This window comes from Dietzia sp. ANT_WB102 (assembly GCF_008369165.1).
Taxonomy (GTDB): domain Bacteria; phylum Actinomycetota; class Actinomycetes; order Mycobacteriales; family Mycobacteriaceae; genus Dietzia.
On record NZ_VOBA01000001.1, the window covers coordinates 485678 to 503469 of the forward strand.

Below are 17792 nucleotides of genomic sequence, written 5' to 3' on the forward strand. Positions count from 1 at the left end.
CCATCCCGGAATTGTCGGACCCGTGGGGCACCATGGCGGTGTGACCGGATCCCAGGCTCGTCCCACCGCCCTCGCCGCCGAGGTACACCGCCTCCGCGGAGAGGACCCCCTCGGCCGCATCACCGTCCTCGTGCCCTCGTTCGGAGCGGCCAGGGACCTCGTCCGCACATTGGCGCTCAGCGGCGGGGCGGTCAACGTGGCGGTGCGGACCGCCTCGCAGGTGATCAGCGAACTCTCGGCGGCCGCGCTGGCACCGAGGGCTGCGCTCCCGTTCCCACTACTGGCTGCCGCCGTCGAGAAGGCCCTCGACGGCGACCCAGGCCATCTTGAGGCCGTAGCCTCGGAGCCCGTGACGGGCCAGGCCGTGGCCCGGGCCTGCCTGAAACTAGGGACCGTCGCACCGGGAACGGTCGCCGCGGAAACCCGCTTGCACTCGGAAGTGCTCCGGCTGGCCGAGGACGCCCACCGGATGACGGGCGGCGCCTATTACACGCAGTTCGAGGCCGTGTCCGTGGCGTTGGGGCGTCTGGACGAGCTCGGCCGGATAGTGCTCGCCGCGCCACTGCGGGGGACGCAGGCCGAGCGCCGTCTAGGGGCAGCGCTGGAGCAGCGCGGCATCTCCCCCCTACCGGGAACCGGATCAGGACACCTCGCCTCCGCCGCCGAGCCAGCTGCCGAGAACGCGATCACCGGCACCCATGTGCTCCACGCATCGGATTCCGACGACGAGGTGCGCGCGGTGGTCCGCTTCGTCCGCGCGCGCATCGCAGACGGGGTCCCAGGTCACCGGATCGGTGTCTACTACCCATCGCCGGACCCCTATCTGCGGCTACTCCATCGCGCATTCGCGGAAGCCGGGATCGCTGTCTACGGGCCCTCCAGCACGGGGTTGGGGCACTCCCCCGCCGGCCGTACCCTCGTGCGCCTGCTGAGTCTGGACGCCGACCGGATGCCTCGCGCCGAACTCCTCTCAATCGTCGCGGAGGGTGCGATCGTGCCTTTGGACGACGAGGGCGCCACTGTCTCGTCCCGGCGACTGGAAATTCTCACCCGCACGCGCTTTCCCGTGATCGGTGCGAGCGACTGGGACCGGTTGGCCGAGCATCTGCAGGGCGGGGCGGAAGCGCTCACCGAATCCGACAAAGCCGCAGCAAAGGCCCTGTTGCGCTTGATCAGGGTCATCCGGTCCGGCCTGGTCGCCGTTGACGTCGCGCGGTCCTGGACTGAGGCCGCCGAGGCCGTGAGCGACCTCGTCGCGTCGCTGTTCCGCCAGACCCCGGACCGTGCCGCAGTCCTCGCGGTGCTCGGCTCTCTCACTGATCTGGACTCCATTGCTCCCGCGATCACGCGCGATCGGGTCGTGGGAGCGGTGTCTACGCGCCTGGACCCGATCGGTGACCGGGTCGGCGAAGAGGGCGCAGGGGTGGCCCTCGGGCCGATCGACGACGCCGTGGGTCGGGACCTGGACACCGTCTGCGTCGTGGGGATGGCCGAGGGCCTCCTGCCCGTCCTTCACAAGCCTGACCCGCTCCTTCCAGAGGGGGCGATCGAGCCGTCTCCGTCCGAGATGCTGGACGAGAGGTACCGAGTCCTCCAGTTGGCGCTGGCCGCCGGAACGAAGCACAGCATGTGTTCGTTCCCCCGAGGGTCGATGCGAGGAGGCGGACTCCGGATCCCGTCCCGCTGGCTACTGCCCACCCTGTCCAGGCTCGCCCGGAAGCCTGTCCACGCCACCCGGTGGCAGGAAGACGTGGCAGGATGCCCGGCCGTCACCGCGGTCCCCTCGTTCGTCGACGGGGTACTGGCCCCGCCAGCCGTCCTCGGTTCGGACCCGGCCACCAGCGCCGAACTGCGAATCCGCGAGCTTGCCGCGCATGGCTGGCGGGCCCGTCCAGACGCCCCCGACCTGCTCGTCCGCGCCCACCAGATGCGTCGGGACCGTCGGCAAGGCCGGTTCACGAGATTCACCGGGGACGTCTCGTCTGCCGCGAAACTGCTCACCGTCCTCGACCATCCGCTCTCACCCACGAGGCTGGAGGACTGGGCTCAGAGTCCGTACTTGTTCTTCCTCTCCACAGTGCTGCGGGTCCGCACACTCGACGACCCGGCCGCGGACATCGAGATGGACCTGCGCGACTACGGCGACCTCGTCCACTCGATCCTCCAACGCTATGTCTCCGATCGACTCGAGACCGGGACCGGTCCGGATCGCGACCTCCTCATGAGCGCATTGCGCAGCGAATGCGAGGCCGCGATCGCGGCCTCCCCCGGCCTCGTCGCCTCACTGTGGCGCCGACGGGAGACCCTGCTCGCAGCCGAACTCGACCGGTGGTTCTCGGAGGACGAGGCGGACTTCGGGGCGGGCTGGCGCCCGGCCGCGACTGAGCTCGGATTCGGCCGACATGCCCCCAACGGCGCCGTCGTCGAGATCCCGTTCGAGGTGCCCACGTCCCGCGGCACGGCGTCCCTGCTCCTCGCCGGGTCCATCGATCGCCTCGACGAGCGCGCGAAAACGCAGCGGGTCACCGACTACAAGACCGGGCAACCGCCCAAGCCGGAGGACCGACCGACCGAGAACGACCCCACCCTCTCCGGAACGCGATTCCAACTACCGCTCTACGCTGCGGCCGCCGAGGCCGCTCGCGACATCCCAGTGCGCGAGGTCCGGTACTGGTATTGCACCGAGCGAGGGGAGTTCGAGCAGGTCTCGCTGGAGGTCACCGACGACGTGATGGACAGGGTGCGGGAGGACGTAGGCCACCTCGTGGACGCCCTCCAGCAGGGATGGTTCCCACTCAAGGGTGGGCGCGGCTCGTCCCGCGACCTGGCGAACCTCATCGGCGGTGCGGACCTCGACCGCACCTGGGAGCAGCTGTCGCGGCAGGACCCGGTCGCATCCCACCCCGCATTCGCCGGCCTCGTGGCCGCCGACCCCACCGAGAACGAATCGGAGACGTCCGCGTGAGCCATCTGCCTGACCAGTCCGCCCGTGCCCGCGTCGAATCCGACACGTCCGCGACCCTGTTCGTCGAGGCCGGCGCTGGGACCGGAAAGACTTACGCCCTAGTCCAACGTCTCACCGCACTGCTGGTGGACGACGCGGTACCCGTCGAGCAGATCGCCGCGATCACCTTCACCGAGAAGGCGGCGGCAGAGCTCCGCGACCGGCTCCGGGTCAGCCTGGTCGAGCGGCGCGCCGAAGGAGATCGCCGGGCGGACACCCCCCTGGCGGGACTCGACACCGCCGCCATCGGCACTCTGCACTCCTTCGCACTGCGTCTGCTCTCCGAGAACCCGCTCGAAGCGGGGATCCCGCCCAGGGTCACCGCCCAGCAGGACACTGCCGAAGCCACCGCCGTCGAGGCCCTGTGGCAGGAGTGCGCCACCGTCCTGTTCGGCAGCGGTCCGACCGCTGCCCGGTCGGGCAATCTGGCGCGGGCCGTCGACGACATACTCGATGCCGGCGTGAGCACCTACGCCTTCCGTGAACTGGTCGAAGCACTGCATCGTGACTGGGACCGCCTGCCCACCGATCCCCTGTACACAGGCGCCGTCGACCTACCCGGGTCGCCTGACCTCGCCGAGGTCGTCGCCGCCGTGGGGTCGATCGTCGGGTGGCGGGGCTCTTGCCAGGACGAGACGGACAAGTTCTTCGACACTCTCGGCAAGCATCAGGCGTGGCTAGACGACCTCCACGCTGCCACCACTGATCCGACCGCATCACCGACATGGGTCGAGCTCCTCGCTAATCCGATCGGCGTCGGAAACGGGGGCAAGGGCGGCAACTGGGGTGGCAAGGAGGTACTCGACTCCATCAAGGAGGAGATCAAGCAACTCCCCGGCCTGTGCGGTGACATTCTCAAGGCGCATTGGCGGCCACGCATCGCGGTGGTCCTCGACGCCCTCATTCCGGTGGTCCGCCAGCACGCTGCAGATCGGCGTCGACACGGCACCCTGCAGTTCCACGACCAGCTCGTTCTGGCGCGCGAACTGCTGCAGAACCCGACCGTCCGCGAGCGGGTCCGGGCTCGCTACCGGCGGATCCTCATCGACGAATTCCAGGACACCGACCCCATCCAGCTGGACATCGCCGAGTTGCTCACGTCCGCCGCCGACGGCTCCGGGCCCGAGCCCGGCCGATTGTTCACCGTGGGTGACCCCAAGCAGTCCATCTACAGATTCCGCCGTGCCGACATCGCCACTTATCTGCGTGCTCGGGGCGGCACGGGCGGAGCGCGGAACGGCGTCGAGATCGAGCGGCTAAGCACCAACTTCCGCTGTTCACGCCCGGTCCTTGACTGGGTGAACGAGGTGTTCTCCGAGGTGCTCCTCGCAATCGACGGCGTCCAGCCCGAATACCGCGACCTTGAACCCGCTCCCGGCAGACCACCGTACGACCCGACCTACGGACCCCGCCCGTTCGTCTTCCGTAGCGACGACGTGCCCCTGCACTGCCCACCGGACGCGAGCGACGACCACCGGCGTCACTGGGCCGAGGCCGCCGACGTCGCCCGGGTGATCGCCACCGCCATCCGGGAGGGCTGGACCCACGAGTCCAAAGACGGTCACCACACGCCGCTCAGCCTGGGGGACATCGCGATTCTCCTGCCCTCGCGCGGGTCCCTGCCCATGCTCGAAACCTGCCTCGACCACGCCGGTATCGACTTCCGCACCGAGGCGTCCTCGATCGTCTACGGGACCCCCGAGATCCGCGATCTCCTCCTCACCGTCCGGGCGGTAGCCAACACCGCCGACGAGGCCTCACTCGTAGGCGCACTGCGATCACCGCTTTTCGGCTGCGGTGACGACGACCTCCTGCGCTGGCGTGCGGCAGGTGGCACGTGGACACCCCACGCGCCTGTACCCGCTGATCTGTCGGCATCCCCCGTCGCCGAAGCCATGGGGTACCTCTCGGCCCTGTCCCGGGACACCCGACGTCCCGGTGAGCTGATGGAGAGACTGGTCCACGACCGCATGGTCTTCGAGTCCGTCGCCGAATCCCCCCGCCGGCGCGACCTGTGGCGGCGGATCCGGTTCGTGATCGAGCACGCGTGGCAGTGGGAGGAGTCCGCTGCCGATCCCGTGCGCGCCGATCTGCGCGAGTACGCCGACTGGGCGCTCGCCCTGACCGCGGACGACGCCCGGGTGCCCGAGGCTGCCATCCCGGAGATCGGAGTCGACGCGGTCCGCATCACCACCATCCACGCCTCCAAGGGGCTGGAGTACCCGATGGTCGTCGTGTCCGGGATGAGCCGACAGTTGCCTGGCGACCGTGCCCGGCTTCTGTGGACCGATGACGAGCCGCCACGTCCTGTCGCCTCCCTCTCCACGATCGTGCGGGACGCCGCGTTCAGCCGCGCGTCCGAACGCGAGAACACACACTCGCTGGCCGAGCGGGTTCGCCTGCTCTATGTGGCCGCCACCCGAGCGGAGTCCCGCCTCGCGGTGTCCGGGCACGGTTACGTCCTCAACCAGAAGAAGGAACCCCGCAAACTGTGGGGTGCACTGTGGGGATCAGTAGTCGAAGAGCCCGACGCGCCGCAACTGGTGGAATACGGCGAAGACCTCCTCGAGGCCGCCGCCGCGCCCGCCGTGGACGTGCCCGACGAAGCCGACTGGGTTGAGCGCAGCCACGCGATCTCGGTCAGGTCGGCCGAGCGCGCGGGGTGGTCGGCGACCCGAATCGTGCACGCTGCGGACCTCGACGGATCGGTCGGCGACACACCCGATGACGAGGCGGTGGAGCCGCGCCCATTGCCGGAGCGGCTTGCCGCTGCACTGCGGGATCGGTTCGCGCCGGCCCCGGCCCGGGCAGAAGAGTTGCCGCCCGCGCCGCGGGGCACCCCCCTCGCATCCGGACCGGACGTCGGTACCGCCGTGCATCACCTGGCCGAGCACACGAACCTGAGCCGTCTGCTCGGACCGTCTGCCGATCCCGTGTCCGCAATCGGCAACTGGGAGCGCTGGGCGGCAGACCAACTGGTGGCCCTGGGACTGGGCGGCGGCCTGCAGGGGAGCCGGAACCCGGAGGCCATCGCGGAAATGGTCTCCGTCGCGCGGACCGCCCTGACCTCCGAACCCGTCCGGCGGGCAGCAACTCACACCCACTGGGCCGAACTGCCCGTGGCCGGACCGCTCAGCACGGCAGACGGCGCCACCGTTGCGGTGGACGGCGTCGTCGACCTGGTCGTGGAGGAGGCCGACGGCTCATTGTCGATCGTCGACTACAAGACCGACGTCGCGGTCACCACTGACACCGTCGACGAATACCTGCTCCAGCTGTGCGCGTACGCCGAGTTGCTCGGGAGCACCACCAACAGGCCCGTGTCGCGGATCGAGCTGGTCTTCTGTCGGGGGGTCCGGCCGACAGTGGTGGCGCGCGAACTCGGCTGAGGAGGCGACCCGGGCCGACTCGGCTCCCTGCCCAGTCAGCCCAGGTTCGTCCACACCACCCGGCCGTTCACGACCGCGGCGAGGGCCGAATCGCACGGCGAACCCACTGTGAAGGCCTGGTAGAGCTCGACCAGCAGGTCCACTACGGAATCCCACATCCGGTGTAACGGTTGGCCCCCGCCATACGCCCAAACCGAGCCGGCGTCCCGACCGGCGCGGTAGGAGACCGCATAGCCGTACCCGCTACGTTCTGCGATCGGCCACAGCCGGCCCGCCCACGTCGCGAAGCCGCCAGGCTCGGGCCCCAGGGTCCCCATTGCCATCGCGTGCTCGAACTGCGTCGCCTGCACATCGAAACCCCGAGCCGAGACGAGAGGCTCCGCGAACGGGAACAGACCCTCGACCGAATCGAGCCCCGACCTGCTCAGATGCCACAACAACGTACGGATGCCGGTGGTGTCGTCGACGCCGCACCCGTCCAGCAGCGCGCCCGACCGGCTATCGGAGCGCCGGGGATCGTCGCCCGACGTCGGGGTGGCCAGGACTGCGTGTGACGTCACCCCGATGAGGGCCGCGATAGCGTCGGTCAACTCGCCGATCTGCTCATCGAGCACCGCCAAGGCGTCGTCCTGTCCCGCCATCGACCGCCGCCCACCACCCGACACGACCCCGGCACCGGATGGGTCGCCGGAAGCCCCCGGATCGAACGCCGACGGACCCGGTACATGCACTGAGTCGGTCGCGGCCGGGGTCTCCTCCATCGCGGAGCCGATACGGGCGAGTGTGCCGTCGAACTCGTCTTTCCACCCGTTTCCGGAGCCCCAGTCCTCATCCGCGACGGCCGGCACAGGCCGGAGCGTCGGGACGGGCGGGGCCGAAAAGGTAGTCGGCGACTCATCGGAGACGGACGACAGCAGCCGTTCGTCGGGGATGGCGGGCAGCACGCCGGTGACGTCGGCCAGCAGTTCCATCCGCGCGCGGCGCCCCTCGTCCATCCGCCTGCGCTCCGAACGGGTGAACGCCATCACCGGCAGAGTGAGCAGCAGCGCGGCCTGACGGCCGGTCAAGCCGAAGCCCACCTTGAGTGCCCGACGCGCCTCGACCGGAGAATCGGCGTCGCGGATGGTGGCCATCACCCCGGCCAGGTCCTCGCAGGCCCGTAGGACCGCCTCAGCCTCATCCCAGGCCCGCCCGATCTCGTCACCGGGTTCGAACCATCCACCAACAGCGCGCGAAGCGCCCACGACTACCCCCACTTCTGTCGACGAACCACGCGCCCGCCCCCAAGATCCCTCGGAAGCCTACGCGTGAGCACCCTCCAACTGAGGATCCACGATCCGCGTGACACGGCGGCGCTCCCCAAGCGCGGCCTCTGCCTCGGCAGGGCCTGCCGACAGGGCGCATGTGACTCACCTCTCCACGCCTTCGCGCGCCTCTCACCAGTGCTTACGCTGTGAGCCCCGGACTCTCAGGAAGAGTGGAGGTTCGCGCCGGCCCCAGTTCGTAGGGTCGAACTCATGCGTAACGCAGTGATGCTCGGGGAGAGTCGGCCGGACGGTCGCGCCACGGCGAACTCGGACGCCGGAAGCAACACCAGCACCACCACCAGCCCCGGTCCCCCCACCGGTGCCACCCACGCCACCGTATTCCCGGCGCCCCTGACGACGATCGTCGCCGCCCTGGCGGGCGGACTACTCGGGTTCGCTGCGATCTACGGGGTGGCCTCCCGACTGGCCGGCTCCCTCACCGCGGTCGTGGCCATCGGAATGCTTTTCGCTCTCACTCTGGCGGGCCCCCGGGTCCACGCAGCAGCCCGCACCGAACTCGGGCGGACAGTCGCGGTCGTCCTCGAGGCAATTGGGTTCGGCGGTGTCGTCAGCGCAGTGATCATCCTCGCCTGAGCCGGGCCGAAAGATCGTCCACCGCGGCCCCTTCCACACCGGCGCCCTCCACGAGGTACCGGCGCGCGTCACCGAACTCGCTGGCCAACGCATCGAGGGAACGACGGAGATTGGCCTCCTCGACTCCGATGAGCACCTCGATCACCTCGAGTTTCTCGGGCATCTCAGCCTGCACATATGTGCGGATGGCGGAGACGAAACCCTCCGACATCTCCCGCGTGAGCAGGTAGTCGGCGATCACGTCCTCCTCACGCACCCCGGCGAGCAACTGCAATAGCGCCGAAACCCACCCCGTGCGATCTTTGCCGGCCGTACAGTGCACGACCGCCGGACCGGACGACACAGCCAGCGCACGGACGGCCCGGCCAAACGCCCGGCGCTCGTAATCGCCCACCACGAAACGCTCGTAAGTCTCGGACATCTCACGGCGGGCCTCCTCGGCCCCGGTCAACACGGAAGCGGTGAGGGTCGCCGCTGAGGTGTGTCCACCCAGCACATCGATCGGCAGATACTCGGCCCCCGCAGGGACGACATCGGGCTGTTGGGCGATTTCCGAGCCGGTACGCAGGTCGACGACCGTGGTGATACCCAGTCGTTCGAGCATCCCGAGGTCCTCGTCGCCGACGGTCAGCGGCGTGGACCGGTAGACCTGGCCGCGGGCCATCGTGCCCGACGGATGGAGCGCGTAGCCGGGGCCGGCCACGTCCCGGAAATTGTGGACGCTGGTGAGTCGGATCTCACCGGCGACGACTCCGTCCCGGTCCACGACCACCTCGTCGTCGTCGAATCCACGATCGACACCCGAGTCCACGTCGATGCTCCCGCCAGCTTCGGTGCCCATCCCACGCCCCTTGTTCTCACCCGCGCGCCCAGGTGGCGCGACTACGCCTCGTTCCTACCCCACGCCGTCCGGGCGCGCTCGGCGGACGGCCCGGGAAGCGCCGTCCTGACACCCGTCAAAATTGCTGGCCATTTCGCCTGTGCAACGCGGCCCGGTCGCCTAATCTGCGAAGTCATGACCAGAACAGATTTCAATCCCGGCTTCGCCATGCAGCACGCGACGTTCGGCGACATGCTGCTCGAGCGTTCCACCGACGACCATCCGGGATTGCTGTTCGAGGACTCGTCGTGGACCTGGCGGGAATTCGTCGCCGAAGCGGCGGTCCGCGCGGAAATCCTGCGCAGCTGGGCGGATCAGTACGCCGACTCCTTCGCGGACCGGCCCGACCCCTACCGTCGCCTTCACGTGGGCATCCTGCTGGAGAACGTGCCCGAGTACCTGTTCGTCCTCAGCGGGGCCGCACTCGCGGGCGTGACCATCATCGGCATCAACCCCACGCGGCGCGGCGCCGAACTCGCCTCCGACATCCGGGGCGTGGACTGCGACGTGATCGTCACCGACTCAGACGGCACCGCCCTGCTCGACGGCCTCGACACCGGGGCCTCGGCCCAGTTCGACATCGACTCCGAACAGTGGCGCTCCTCGCTCACCGAGCATGCCGGTGCCGAGCCCCGGCTGCACCCCGAGGACGCCCGCGACCCGCACACCCTGCTGGCCCTGTTGTTCACGTCCGGCTCAACGGGCGCGCCCAAGGCCGTCATGTGCTCGACCGGCCGCATGGCGATGCTCGGCACCATCAACTACCGCGGCCTCGTCCGTGACGACGTCGCGTACAGCGCTATGCCCCTCTTCCACGGCAATGCCCTGTTCGCCGCCTTCGCCCCCTCCGCCTACGTCGGGTGCACGTTCGCCATGCGCCGCAAGTTCTCCGCCTCCGGATTCCTGAGCGACGTACTGCGGTTCGACGCCACCTACTTCAACTACGTCGGCCGGTCGCTGTCCTACATCCTCGCCCAGCCCGAGCAGCCCGAGGAGAAGCAGACACGCCTGCGGACAGTATTCGGCACCGAGGCCTCGGTCCACGACCGACTGGAGTTCGAACGCCGCTTCGGCCTCGCGCCGTTGGAGTCCTACGGCAGCAGCGAGGGCGGCGTGGTGATCAGCCACACCGACGACACTCCTCCCGGCGCACTCGGCGTGGCCGGCGCCCACATGGACGTCGCCATTCTCGACGAGAACGGCGACGAGTGCCCGGTGGCCGAGTTCGACGCCGACGGCGGACTGGTCAATGCCAGTGAGGCCATCGGGGAGATCTGCAACCTCACCGGCGCGCGGCTGTTCGAGGGCTATTACCGCAACCCGGACGCCACTGCCGAGCGCAACATCGGCGAGGTCTACCACTCCGGCGACCTAGGCTACAAGGACGCGGACGGCTACTTCTACTTCGCGGGCCGCACCGGTGACAAGATCCGCGTGGACAGCGAGAACTTCTCGGCAGGCCCCATCGAGCGCATCCTCGACCGGCTCCCCGGCGTGCTCGTGGTGGCCGTGTACCCCGTGCCCGACCCGCGTACCGGCGACCAGGTCATGGCCGCGATCCAACTCGAGCCCGGCGTCGAGTTCGACCCGGCAGCATTCTCCGAGTTCTGCCGCACCCAACCCGACATGGGCACCAAATGGGCTCCCCGGTTCGTCCGCATCATGGAACAGATGCCCGTGACGGCCACCCGCAAGATCTCCAAGCCCAGCCTGCGTCGCGAGTCGTGGATCGAGCCGGGCGAGGTCTACCTGCGCGGCGGCGCCGGCAACGTCGACGACGAGTACCGTCAGCTCACCGAGGCCGACCGGGAGGCCCTGCTCGCCGAGTACGAGCTGCACGGGCGCAAGCCCGCGGGCGTCTGACCGTGCGCGCCTAGCGCAGGACGCGCAACTGGAACGGGTAGTCGATCGTCCGTCCCTTCGCTGCGCGGAGTGTGCCGATGACGTGACCGATAATCTGCGCGAGGAACGACACCGCGAGCAGGATCAGGCCGACGGGCAGGCCGATCACGGTGAGGATGAGGATCCAGCCGACGATGCTCATGATCCACAGGCCGAGGTTGAAGTTGAACGACCCCGCTGCGGCCTGGCGGACGAAGGGGCTGCGGTCCTTGTAGATCAGCCACATCACGAGCGGGCCGACGAACGACAGCCACCCGGCCGACAGCGCCATCGCGATGAGACTGGACGCATGCGCCAGCGCCGCGAGGGTGCGGTCGTCGGGCCCGATGGCCGGGGGCTGCTGCCCGTGCTGGGGATAGCTGTACTGGTGATAGCCGGGCTGCTGGGTCATCCCCCCAGTGTCCTCGACGCGCGGGGGCGGCGCATCAGGAATGTCCCCGGCTTTCGCGCGGGGAGGTCGGTCGCGGGAAGACGGTGCCCGGTGTCACGCGAATGTCATACGCCGCGCCTACTGTGGCAGCCATGGCCGACCCCACCCGATCCGACGAGACCGCGACCGCGCCAGCGACCGCCGAGACCGACCCAACCGTGCCAGACCCGGACGAATCCGATCGGCTCGATGAGGCCGTGCGCCCGCTGCGCGACGATGTGCGCTTCCTCGGTGCCCTCCTCGGGGACACGGTTCGCGACCAGGCGGGCGGGAAGATCTTCGACCTGGTGGAGACCGCCCGCCGCACCGCGTTCGCCGTCCGCCGATCGGAGGCGGACCGCGACGAGGTGGCAGCTCTGTTCACCGACGTCCCCGCCGCCGAGATGATCCCGGTGATCCGTGCGTTCTCCCTGTTCGCACTCTTGGCCAACGTCGCCGAGGACCTACATCAGGAGCGCCGACGACGCATCCACACCGCCGCGGGCGAGCCGCCGCCGGACGGGGGCCTCGAGGCCACCTGGGCACGACTGGCCGAGAACGAACCGGACCCAGCGAAGCTGGACGCCGTGCGCGCCACGGCCCGGGTGGCCCCCATTCTCACCGCGCACCCCACCGAGACCCGTCGGCGGACGGTCTTCGAGATCACCCGGCGCGTCCTCGACCTCATGCGTCGCCGGGACGCCCTGCGCACCGGGCCGCAGGATCGGGTCACCGACGCCGACCTCGAGCAGGTCGAGCGCGACATCCGTCGACAGGTGCTCACACTGTGGCAGACGGCGATCATCCGCAGCCAGCGCCCCCGAATCGAGGACGAGGTTTTGGGCGGGCTCCAGTACCACGAGGCCACGCTCATGGACGTGATCCCGCCGCTCAACGCTGAGATCGCCGAGCGCCTGGGCTGCGGGGACCGCCCCGTAGTGCGCCCCGGTTCGTGGATCGGCGGGGACCGCGACGGCAACCCCTACGTCACCGGCGACGTCGTTCGTTTCGCCACCGAGCAGGCCGCCGGGCTACTGCACCGGCACTACGCCGAACAGCTGCGCCTGCTCGAGCGGGAACTGTCCCTCTCACAGCGCATCGTGGCGGTGCCCAGCGGGCTGCGCGACCTCGCGGACTCATTGGAGGAGGCCGACGGGGAACTGGCCACCGCGCGCGAGGACGTGCCCTTCCGCCGCGCCGTGCGTGTGATCCGCCGCCGGCTCGCCGCGCGGTTGCGCTCGTCGTCGTCACCCGGGGAGCCGTCCCCGGCTATCGGTCGCGACGACGACGAGGCCTACTCCTCTCCGGGAGAGATGCTGGCAGACCTGGATGTCGTCGACGCCGCTCTCGAGGCCTGCAGCGGCGATCTGTTGCGCCGCCCGCGTCTGCGGGACCTCCGCTGGGCGGTACGCACGTTCGGATTCCACCTGCAGGCGCTCGACATGAGACAGAACTCGGAGTCGCACGAGGAGGTGCTCACCGAGCTGTTCGCCCTGGCCGGAGTCAGCGAGGACTACTCGGCCTTGCACGAGGACGCCCGCGTGGAACTGCTGTTGCGGGAGCTCTCGCACGACCGGCCGCTACTGGGACCACGTGCGGAGCTGTCCGAGTTTGCGGAGAAGGAGCTCGGGGTGATGCGGGCGGCTGCGGCTGCCGTGGATCTGCTCGGACCGGAGGTGGTACCGCACTACATCGTGTCCATGTGCGCGACGGTGTCGGACCTACTGGAGCCGGCGGTGCTGCTGCGTGAGGTCGGGCTGTTCTCGGGCGACCCGGCCGAGCCGCGCTCGAGCGTACGACTCATCCCGCTGCTGGAGACGATCGACGATCTGGCGGCCGGGCCTGACATCCTCGACGCGGCGTTGGCGATCCCGCAGTTCCGGGCGCTCATCCGTGCCCAGGGAGACGTACTGGAGGTGATGCTCGGGTACTCGGACTCCAACAAGGACGGCGGCTACCTGGCCGCCAACTGGGCGCTTTACCAGGCAGAACGCGATCTCGCCCTCGCCGCCGAGCGCGCCGACGTGCACCTGCGCTACTTCCACGGCCGCGGCGGCGCCGTCGGCCGAGGCGGCGGAAACTCGTACGAGGCAATCCTGGCCCAGCCGCCGGGCGCGGTGCAGGGCGCACTGCGGATGACCGAACAGGGTGAGGTCATCTCGGCCAAGTACTCCGAGCCGCGGCGGGCACGCCGCAACCTCGAGGCGCTCGTGGCCGCGACGCTCGAGGCCTCGCTGCTCGACGTCGAGGGGTTGGGCGAGCGGGCCGAGGAGGCGTACGAGGTGATGGCAGAACTCGCGCAGCTCGGACGGGAGGCGTACGCGTCGCTCGTGCACTCCGACCCGGGGTTCATCGAGTACTTCACCACCTCGACCCCCGTCGCGGAGATCGGCGAGCTCAACATCGGGTCCCGCCCGTCCTCGCGCAAGCAGACCTCATCGGTCGAGGACCTGCGGGCCATCCCGTGGGTGCTGTCCTGGTCTCAGTCGAGGGTCATGCTGCCGGGCTGGTTCGGCGTGGGCACCGCGCTGCGACAGTGGGTTGACGCTGAGGGCGAGGAGGCGGCCGAGGGACGGGTGGACACGCTGCGGCGGCTGTACGACGACTGGCCGTTCCTGCGGACGACGCTGTCCAACATGGCGCAGGTGATGGCCAAGGCGGACATGGGTCTGGCCGGCCGGTACGCCGAGCTCGTGCCGGACGCCGAGGTGGGCAGGCGGATCCACGGGGTGCTCACCGACGAGTTCCAGCTGAGCCGCGAGATGCTGCTGGCGATCACGGGGCAACGGACGCTGCTCGACGACAACCCGGCGCTGGCCCGCTCGGTGCGCAACCGCTTCCCCTACCTCGAACCGCTGAACGTGCTGCAGGTGGAGTTGCTGCGCCGCTACCGCGCCGGAGACGAGGACCCGGCCGTGCGGATGGGCATCCAGCTGACGATGAACGGCTTGGCCACGGCGCTGCGTAACTCCGGCTAGCCAGCCGCCGGGCAGCTGCCGGTGCCCGGTCCGTCCCCGCCAGCCCGGCCGGGGCCGCCGCCGGGCGTTGAGTCACTGCGTGCAGCGAACCCGCAGGACGAAGCCGCCGAACCGCTGACGCAGTGACTCCACGCCGCTTCCCCGGGAGGGGGAGCGGGAGCGAAAGCAGGACCGAGGGCGGACCCGGGAGGGGGAGCGGGAGCAGAACCGGGGCAGGCCCGGCAGGCAGGCCCGGCGGTCAGCGCAGTTGACGGTGAGTGAGCGGGATAAGCAGCACACACACCGCGGCGATCCCGGCGATCCACGGCACGGGCCCACCGAAGCGGGAGAGCTCGGCGATCACATACGGGGTGGCCATCCCCAGGTAGGCCAGCACGTAGAACACGGCTACCAGCCCGGCGTGGTCGCGCGGCCCGGACTGCACCTCTACCTCTACGAGGCCTGCCACCAGCAGGGTCCCGTAGCCGATGCCCAGCAGGACCGCGACCGGCAGCAGCCACAGCGCGCGGCCGGGCAGGCCTGACGACGCTGCGAGCATCGCGCCGGCCGCCATGCCGAGCGACGCCGCGGTCAATCCCGCGATCGGCGGACGAGACGGGGCGGAACTCTCGGCCAGCCTGCGGATCGCTGGCTGGATCAGCACCCCGGAACCCAACGTCACGCCGACCATCATCCCCGCGTATGCGGTCGGCAGTCCGCCGGCATCGCCGCCGAGCAGGTCGGCGAGCACAGCGAACGACATGCTGGCGCAGCCGAACACCAACCACGCCCAGGGCGCCACACCCAGCAGGAAGCGGCGCGAACCCGCAGTGGCGGGGATGAGCGGCGCCCGCCCGGTCTGACCAGCTGGCTGGTAGGGGTCGGCGGCACTCCAGGCGGCGACCAGCGCGACGGTGCCGAGCACGAGATGCGGCAGGTACGCCGAAATCATTGGTGCCGGAGCGAACTGGCCGACGAGCCCCGCCACCATGCCTCCGAGTCCGAACCCGCCGGTCAATGCGATGGCAGCGCGGCGCGCCCCCGTCCCCGGCGGCTTCCCGGCCGACAGTTCGCGTACCCAGGCGCTACCCGCCCCGAACGCCGCGCCGGACGCGAGCCCCGCGAGGAAGCGACCGAGGTACAACCAGAACGGGCCGGCTGGACCCAGCAGCATCGCGACGGTTGCAGCCAGCGAGAGCACCAGTACCGGACGCATGAGCACCCGGCGCCCGTTGCGGTCCGACCATCGCCCGGCGACCAGCAAAGTGGGCAGTAGGCCGACGATGTACACGCTGAACATCGCGGTGACGTCGGACTGCGAGAGCCCCTGCTCGGTGCGGTAGAGGAACAGCAGCGGCGCGAACTGGTTGGCGCCCCACCCGACGGCGAACACCGCGAGGGCTGCACGCAGCCAGCTGCGGTGATCGACGGGAGAATCCATGCGGCGAACCTAGCCCGCGCCAACCCGGGCCAGCGCGCCGATGACGAACGCCACCCCCACACCGACGAACAACACACTGGCGACGACGTCGATCCACGGCAGTAGGCGTCCCATCCGCTCGTTGACCACTCGATGCGACGCGACCAGTGCGAGCCCGCCGAACCAGACCAGCGCCACGACGATCATCCCGGCGACGATCGCCACCGACGCCGCCACCGGGCTCCCGCCGCGCAGGAACGGGGTGAGCACCGCGCCGAAGAAGACCAGGGCCTTGGGGTTGGCGAGGTTGGTGGCCAGGCCGCGGGTGAAGTCCGCCCGTGGCGGGGCCTGCGGCGGGGTGGAGGCGGCGTGTCCGGCGTCGTCGGCCCGGCCGGCGCGCGACTCCCACCAGCCGCGTAGTCCCAGCAGGCCGAGGGCGGCGAGCAGGATCCCGCCGGCGACCTGGAGACCTGTCATGACCTGCGGGTACACGCGCACGAGAGTGGCGACGCCGGCGAACGCGGCCGCGAGCCACACGGAGAGTCCGGTCACGATCCCCAGCGCTGTGGCCAGGCCCTGACGTCGCCCGGCGAGCGCGCGTTGGAGAACGACGACGACGTCGGGCCCCGGAGAGATCACGGCGATCGCCCATACGCCGAACAGGCCCAGGAGTTGCGCGGCGGTCACGCAGCTGACTCCATCTCGAGGAGCTGCTGCTTGGCGGCAAGCCCGCCCCGGTACCCGCCGAGCCCGCCGTCCGAGCGAAGGATCCGGTGACACGGCCACACCAGCGGCAGCGGGTTGGTGGCGCAGGCCGTCCCCACCGCCCGCACCGCGCCGGGCCGCTCGAGTTCGGTGGCGAGCTGCCGATACGTCGCGGTCTGACCGTATGTGACGTTGGTCAGGTGCTGTTGGACCTGCCCGCGGAATCCCCGGGCGAGCCGGGTGTCGAGGGGCAGGTCGAAGTCTCGGCGGCGGCCGGCGAGATACTGGTCAATCTGGGCGGCGGCCTCGTTCAGCACCTCGGACTCCGGCGGGGCGCCCAGGACGCGGGGGCCGAGCCGGGCGGCCAACATCTCGAGGACCTCGCCGGTGTCCTCCACCTCGAACGCCACGTACACCAGTCCGACCGGGCTCGCCGCCAGCAGGAGCCCGCCGATCGGTGAGTCGACGGTCCGGTACATCACGTCGACCAGACCTTCGCGCCCGGCGTCGCGGGCCAGGCGCTCCCGCAGTCGGGTGGTGTCTGCGGGCGCGGCCTGCAGCGATCCCACGATCACCTTCCCGTGATTCGAGTCAGTCATCACTTCTCCTCGCCCTCAAGTCCGCTTCGTTCGCGGCGACGTCATTCGTGTTTCCCGTCTCTGAGTTCCCTGCTGTGATCATCCTCCGGAGGCTCGCGATCCCGTCTGCGGCTGCGCGCCTGGCCGCCGCTTCGGTGCCTCCGGTGAGCTCGGCGATCTCGGCGTAGCGGAGTCCGCCGAGGTACCGGTAGGCCACACAGACCCGCTGCCGGGTGGGCAGGGCGGCGACGACCTCCCAGACGTGCGAGTCGCTGACGTCGTCGTCGCTCTCGGCCACCTGTGTGCCGCCGGCACGCTGCGCGCGGGCGTCGAGAACGGCGATGTCGTCGGCGGCTCCGCCCGGCACAGCGTCGCGGGCCGAGCGTCGGACCACGTCCACCGCGCGGCGGTGCGCGACCCGCACGAGCCAGGCCTCCACGTCGGTGTCCTCGGGCAGCCCGGGCCATGCCCGCAGGGCGGAGATGAAGGTCTCGGACCAGGCGTCGTCCGCGTCGGGGCCCGGGCCGAGGACCGCGCGGCAGACCCGCAGCACGGTGGGTCCGTGGCGGTCCACCGCGGCGTCGAACGGAGCCCTCATGTGTGTCGATCCTGCCCTCATGGTCGGTGCCGGGGACGAGCACCCCGCG

General features: G+C 70.1%; 12 protein-coding genes. 5 read left to right on the plus strand and 7 right to left on the minus strand.

Going from position 1 to position 17792, the window contains the following annotated elements; translation table 11 throughout:
- Window positions 1-40: 40 nt before the first annotated feature.
- Window positions 41-2965 carry a PD-(D/E)XK nuclease family protein gene (locus FQ137_RS02185; protein ID WP_255583412.1) on the plus strand — a complete coding sequence of 975 codons (2925 nt, stop codon included), beginning with the start codon at window positions 41-43 and terminating at the stop codon, window positions 2963-2965.
- Complete coding sequence (locus FQ137_RS02190) at window positions 2962-6393, plus strand: exodeoxyribonuclease V subunit beta (RefSeq protein WP_149290930.1); 3432 nt, start codon at window positions 2962-2964, stop codon at window positions 6391-6393. Before FQ137_RS02185 ends, FQ137_RS02190 begins: the two co-directional genes overlap by 4 nt.
- A 35-nt stretch (window positions 6394-6428) precedes the next feature.
- Here FQ137_RS02190 and FQ137_RS02195 read toward each other — a convergent pair whose 3' ends face one another.
- Window positions 6429-7637 (minus strand): DNA gyrase subunit A, encoded by a 1209-nt coding sequence (locus FQ137_RS02195; RefSeq protein ID WP_149290931.1) that lies wholly within the window; start codon window positions 7635-7637, stop codon window positions 6429-6431.
- A 273-nt stretch (window positions 7638-7910) separates the two neighbouring features.
- On the opposite strand from FQ137_RS02195, the gene FQ137_RS02200 reads away from it, so the two are divergent.
- Window positions 7911-8294, plus strand: a complete 384-nt coding sequence (locus FQ137_RS02200; RefSeq protein WP_149290932.1) for a hypothetical protein — start codon at window positions 7911-7913, stop codon at window positions 8292-8294.
- Here the strand turns inward: FQ137_RS02200 and FQ137_RS02205 are convergent.
- The gene (locus tag FQ137_RS02205) at window positions 8281-9135 is read right to left on the minus strand and encodes a tyrosine-protein phosphatase (RefSeq protein ID WP_149290933.1); all 855 of its coding nucleotides are present in this window, start codon (window positions 9133-9135) and stop codon (window positions 8281-8283) included. The two genes, FQ137_RS02200 and FQ137_RS02205, sit on opposite strands and share 14 nt — an antisense overlap.
- 174 nt (window positions 9136-9309) lie before the next feature.
- On the opposite strand from FQ137_RS02205, the gene FQ137_RS02210 reads away from it, so the two are divergent.
- Window positions 9310-11037 carry an AMP-binding protein gene (locus FQ137_RS02210; RefSeq protein WP_223146484.1) on the plus strand — a complete coding sequence of 576 codons (1728 nt, stop codon included), beginning with the start codon at window positions 9310-9312 and terminating at the stop codon, window positions 11035-11037.
- Between the two features lie 10 nt (window positions 11038-11047).
- Here the strand turns inward: FQ137_RS02210 and FQ137_RS02215 are convergent, their stop codons facing one another.
- Entirely contained in the window at window positions 11048-11467 is a 420-nt protein-coding gene (locus FQ137_RS02215) for a DUF4870 domain-containing protein (RefSeq protein ID WP_149290934.1), read from the minus strand.
- 131 nt (window positions 11468-11598) lie between these two features.
- Between FQ137_RS02215 and ppc the strand changes: the two genes are divergently transcribed.
- Complete coding sequence (ppc, locus tag FQ137_RS02220; protein WP_149290935.1) at window positions 11599-14463, plus strand: phosphoenolpyruvate carboxylase; 2865 nt, start codon at window positions 11599-11601, stop codon at window positions 14461-14463.
- A 238-nt stretch (window positions 14464-14701) separates the two neighbouring features.
- Here ppc and FQ137_RS02225 read toward each other — a convergent pair whose 3' ends face one another.
- From FQ137_RS02225 to FQ137_RS02240, 4 genes are read right to left on the minus strand one after another with little or no spacing between them, the layout of a single operon-like run.
- Window positions 14702-15883: an MFS transporter gene (locus tag FQ137_RS02225; protein WP_149290936.1), complete on the minus strand. Its 1182-nt coding sequence runs from the start codon at window positions 15881-15883 to the stop codon at window positions 14702-14704.
- A 9-nt stretch (window positions 15884-15892) separates the two neighbouring features.
- Entirely contained in the window at window positions 15893-16549 is a 657-nt protein-coding gene (locus tag FQ137_RS02230; protein WP_149290937.1) for a LysE family translocator, read from the minus strand.
- Window positions 16546-17166, minus strand: coding sequence for a methylated-DNA--[protein]-cysteine S-methyltransferase (locus tag FQ137_RS02235; RefSeq protein ID WP_149290938.1), 621 nt, complete (start codon window positions 17164-17166; stop codon window positions 16546-16548). Before FQ137_RS02235 ends, FQ137_RS02230 begins: the two co-directional genes overlap by 4 nt.
- On the minus strand, window positions 17159-17743 hold the full coding sequence (locus FQ137_RS02240; protein ID WP_149290939.1) for an RNA polymerase sigma factor: 585 nt from the start codon (window positions 17741-17743) through the stop codon (window positions 17159-17161). The genes FQ137_RS02235 and FQ137_RS02240 overlap by 8 nt, the downstream gene beginning before the upstream one ends.
- Between the last annotated feature and the right edge of the window lie 49 nt (window positions 17744-17792).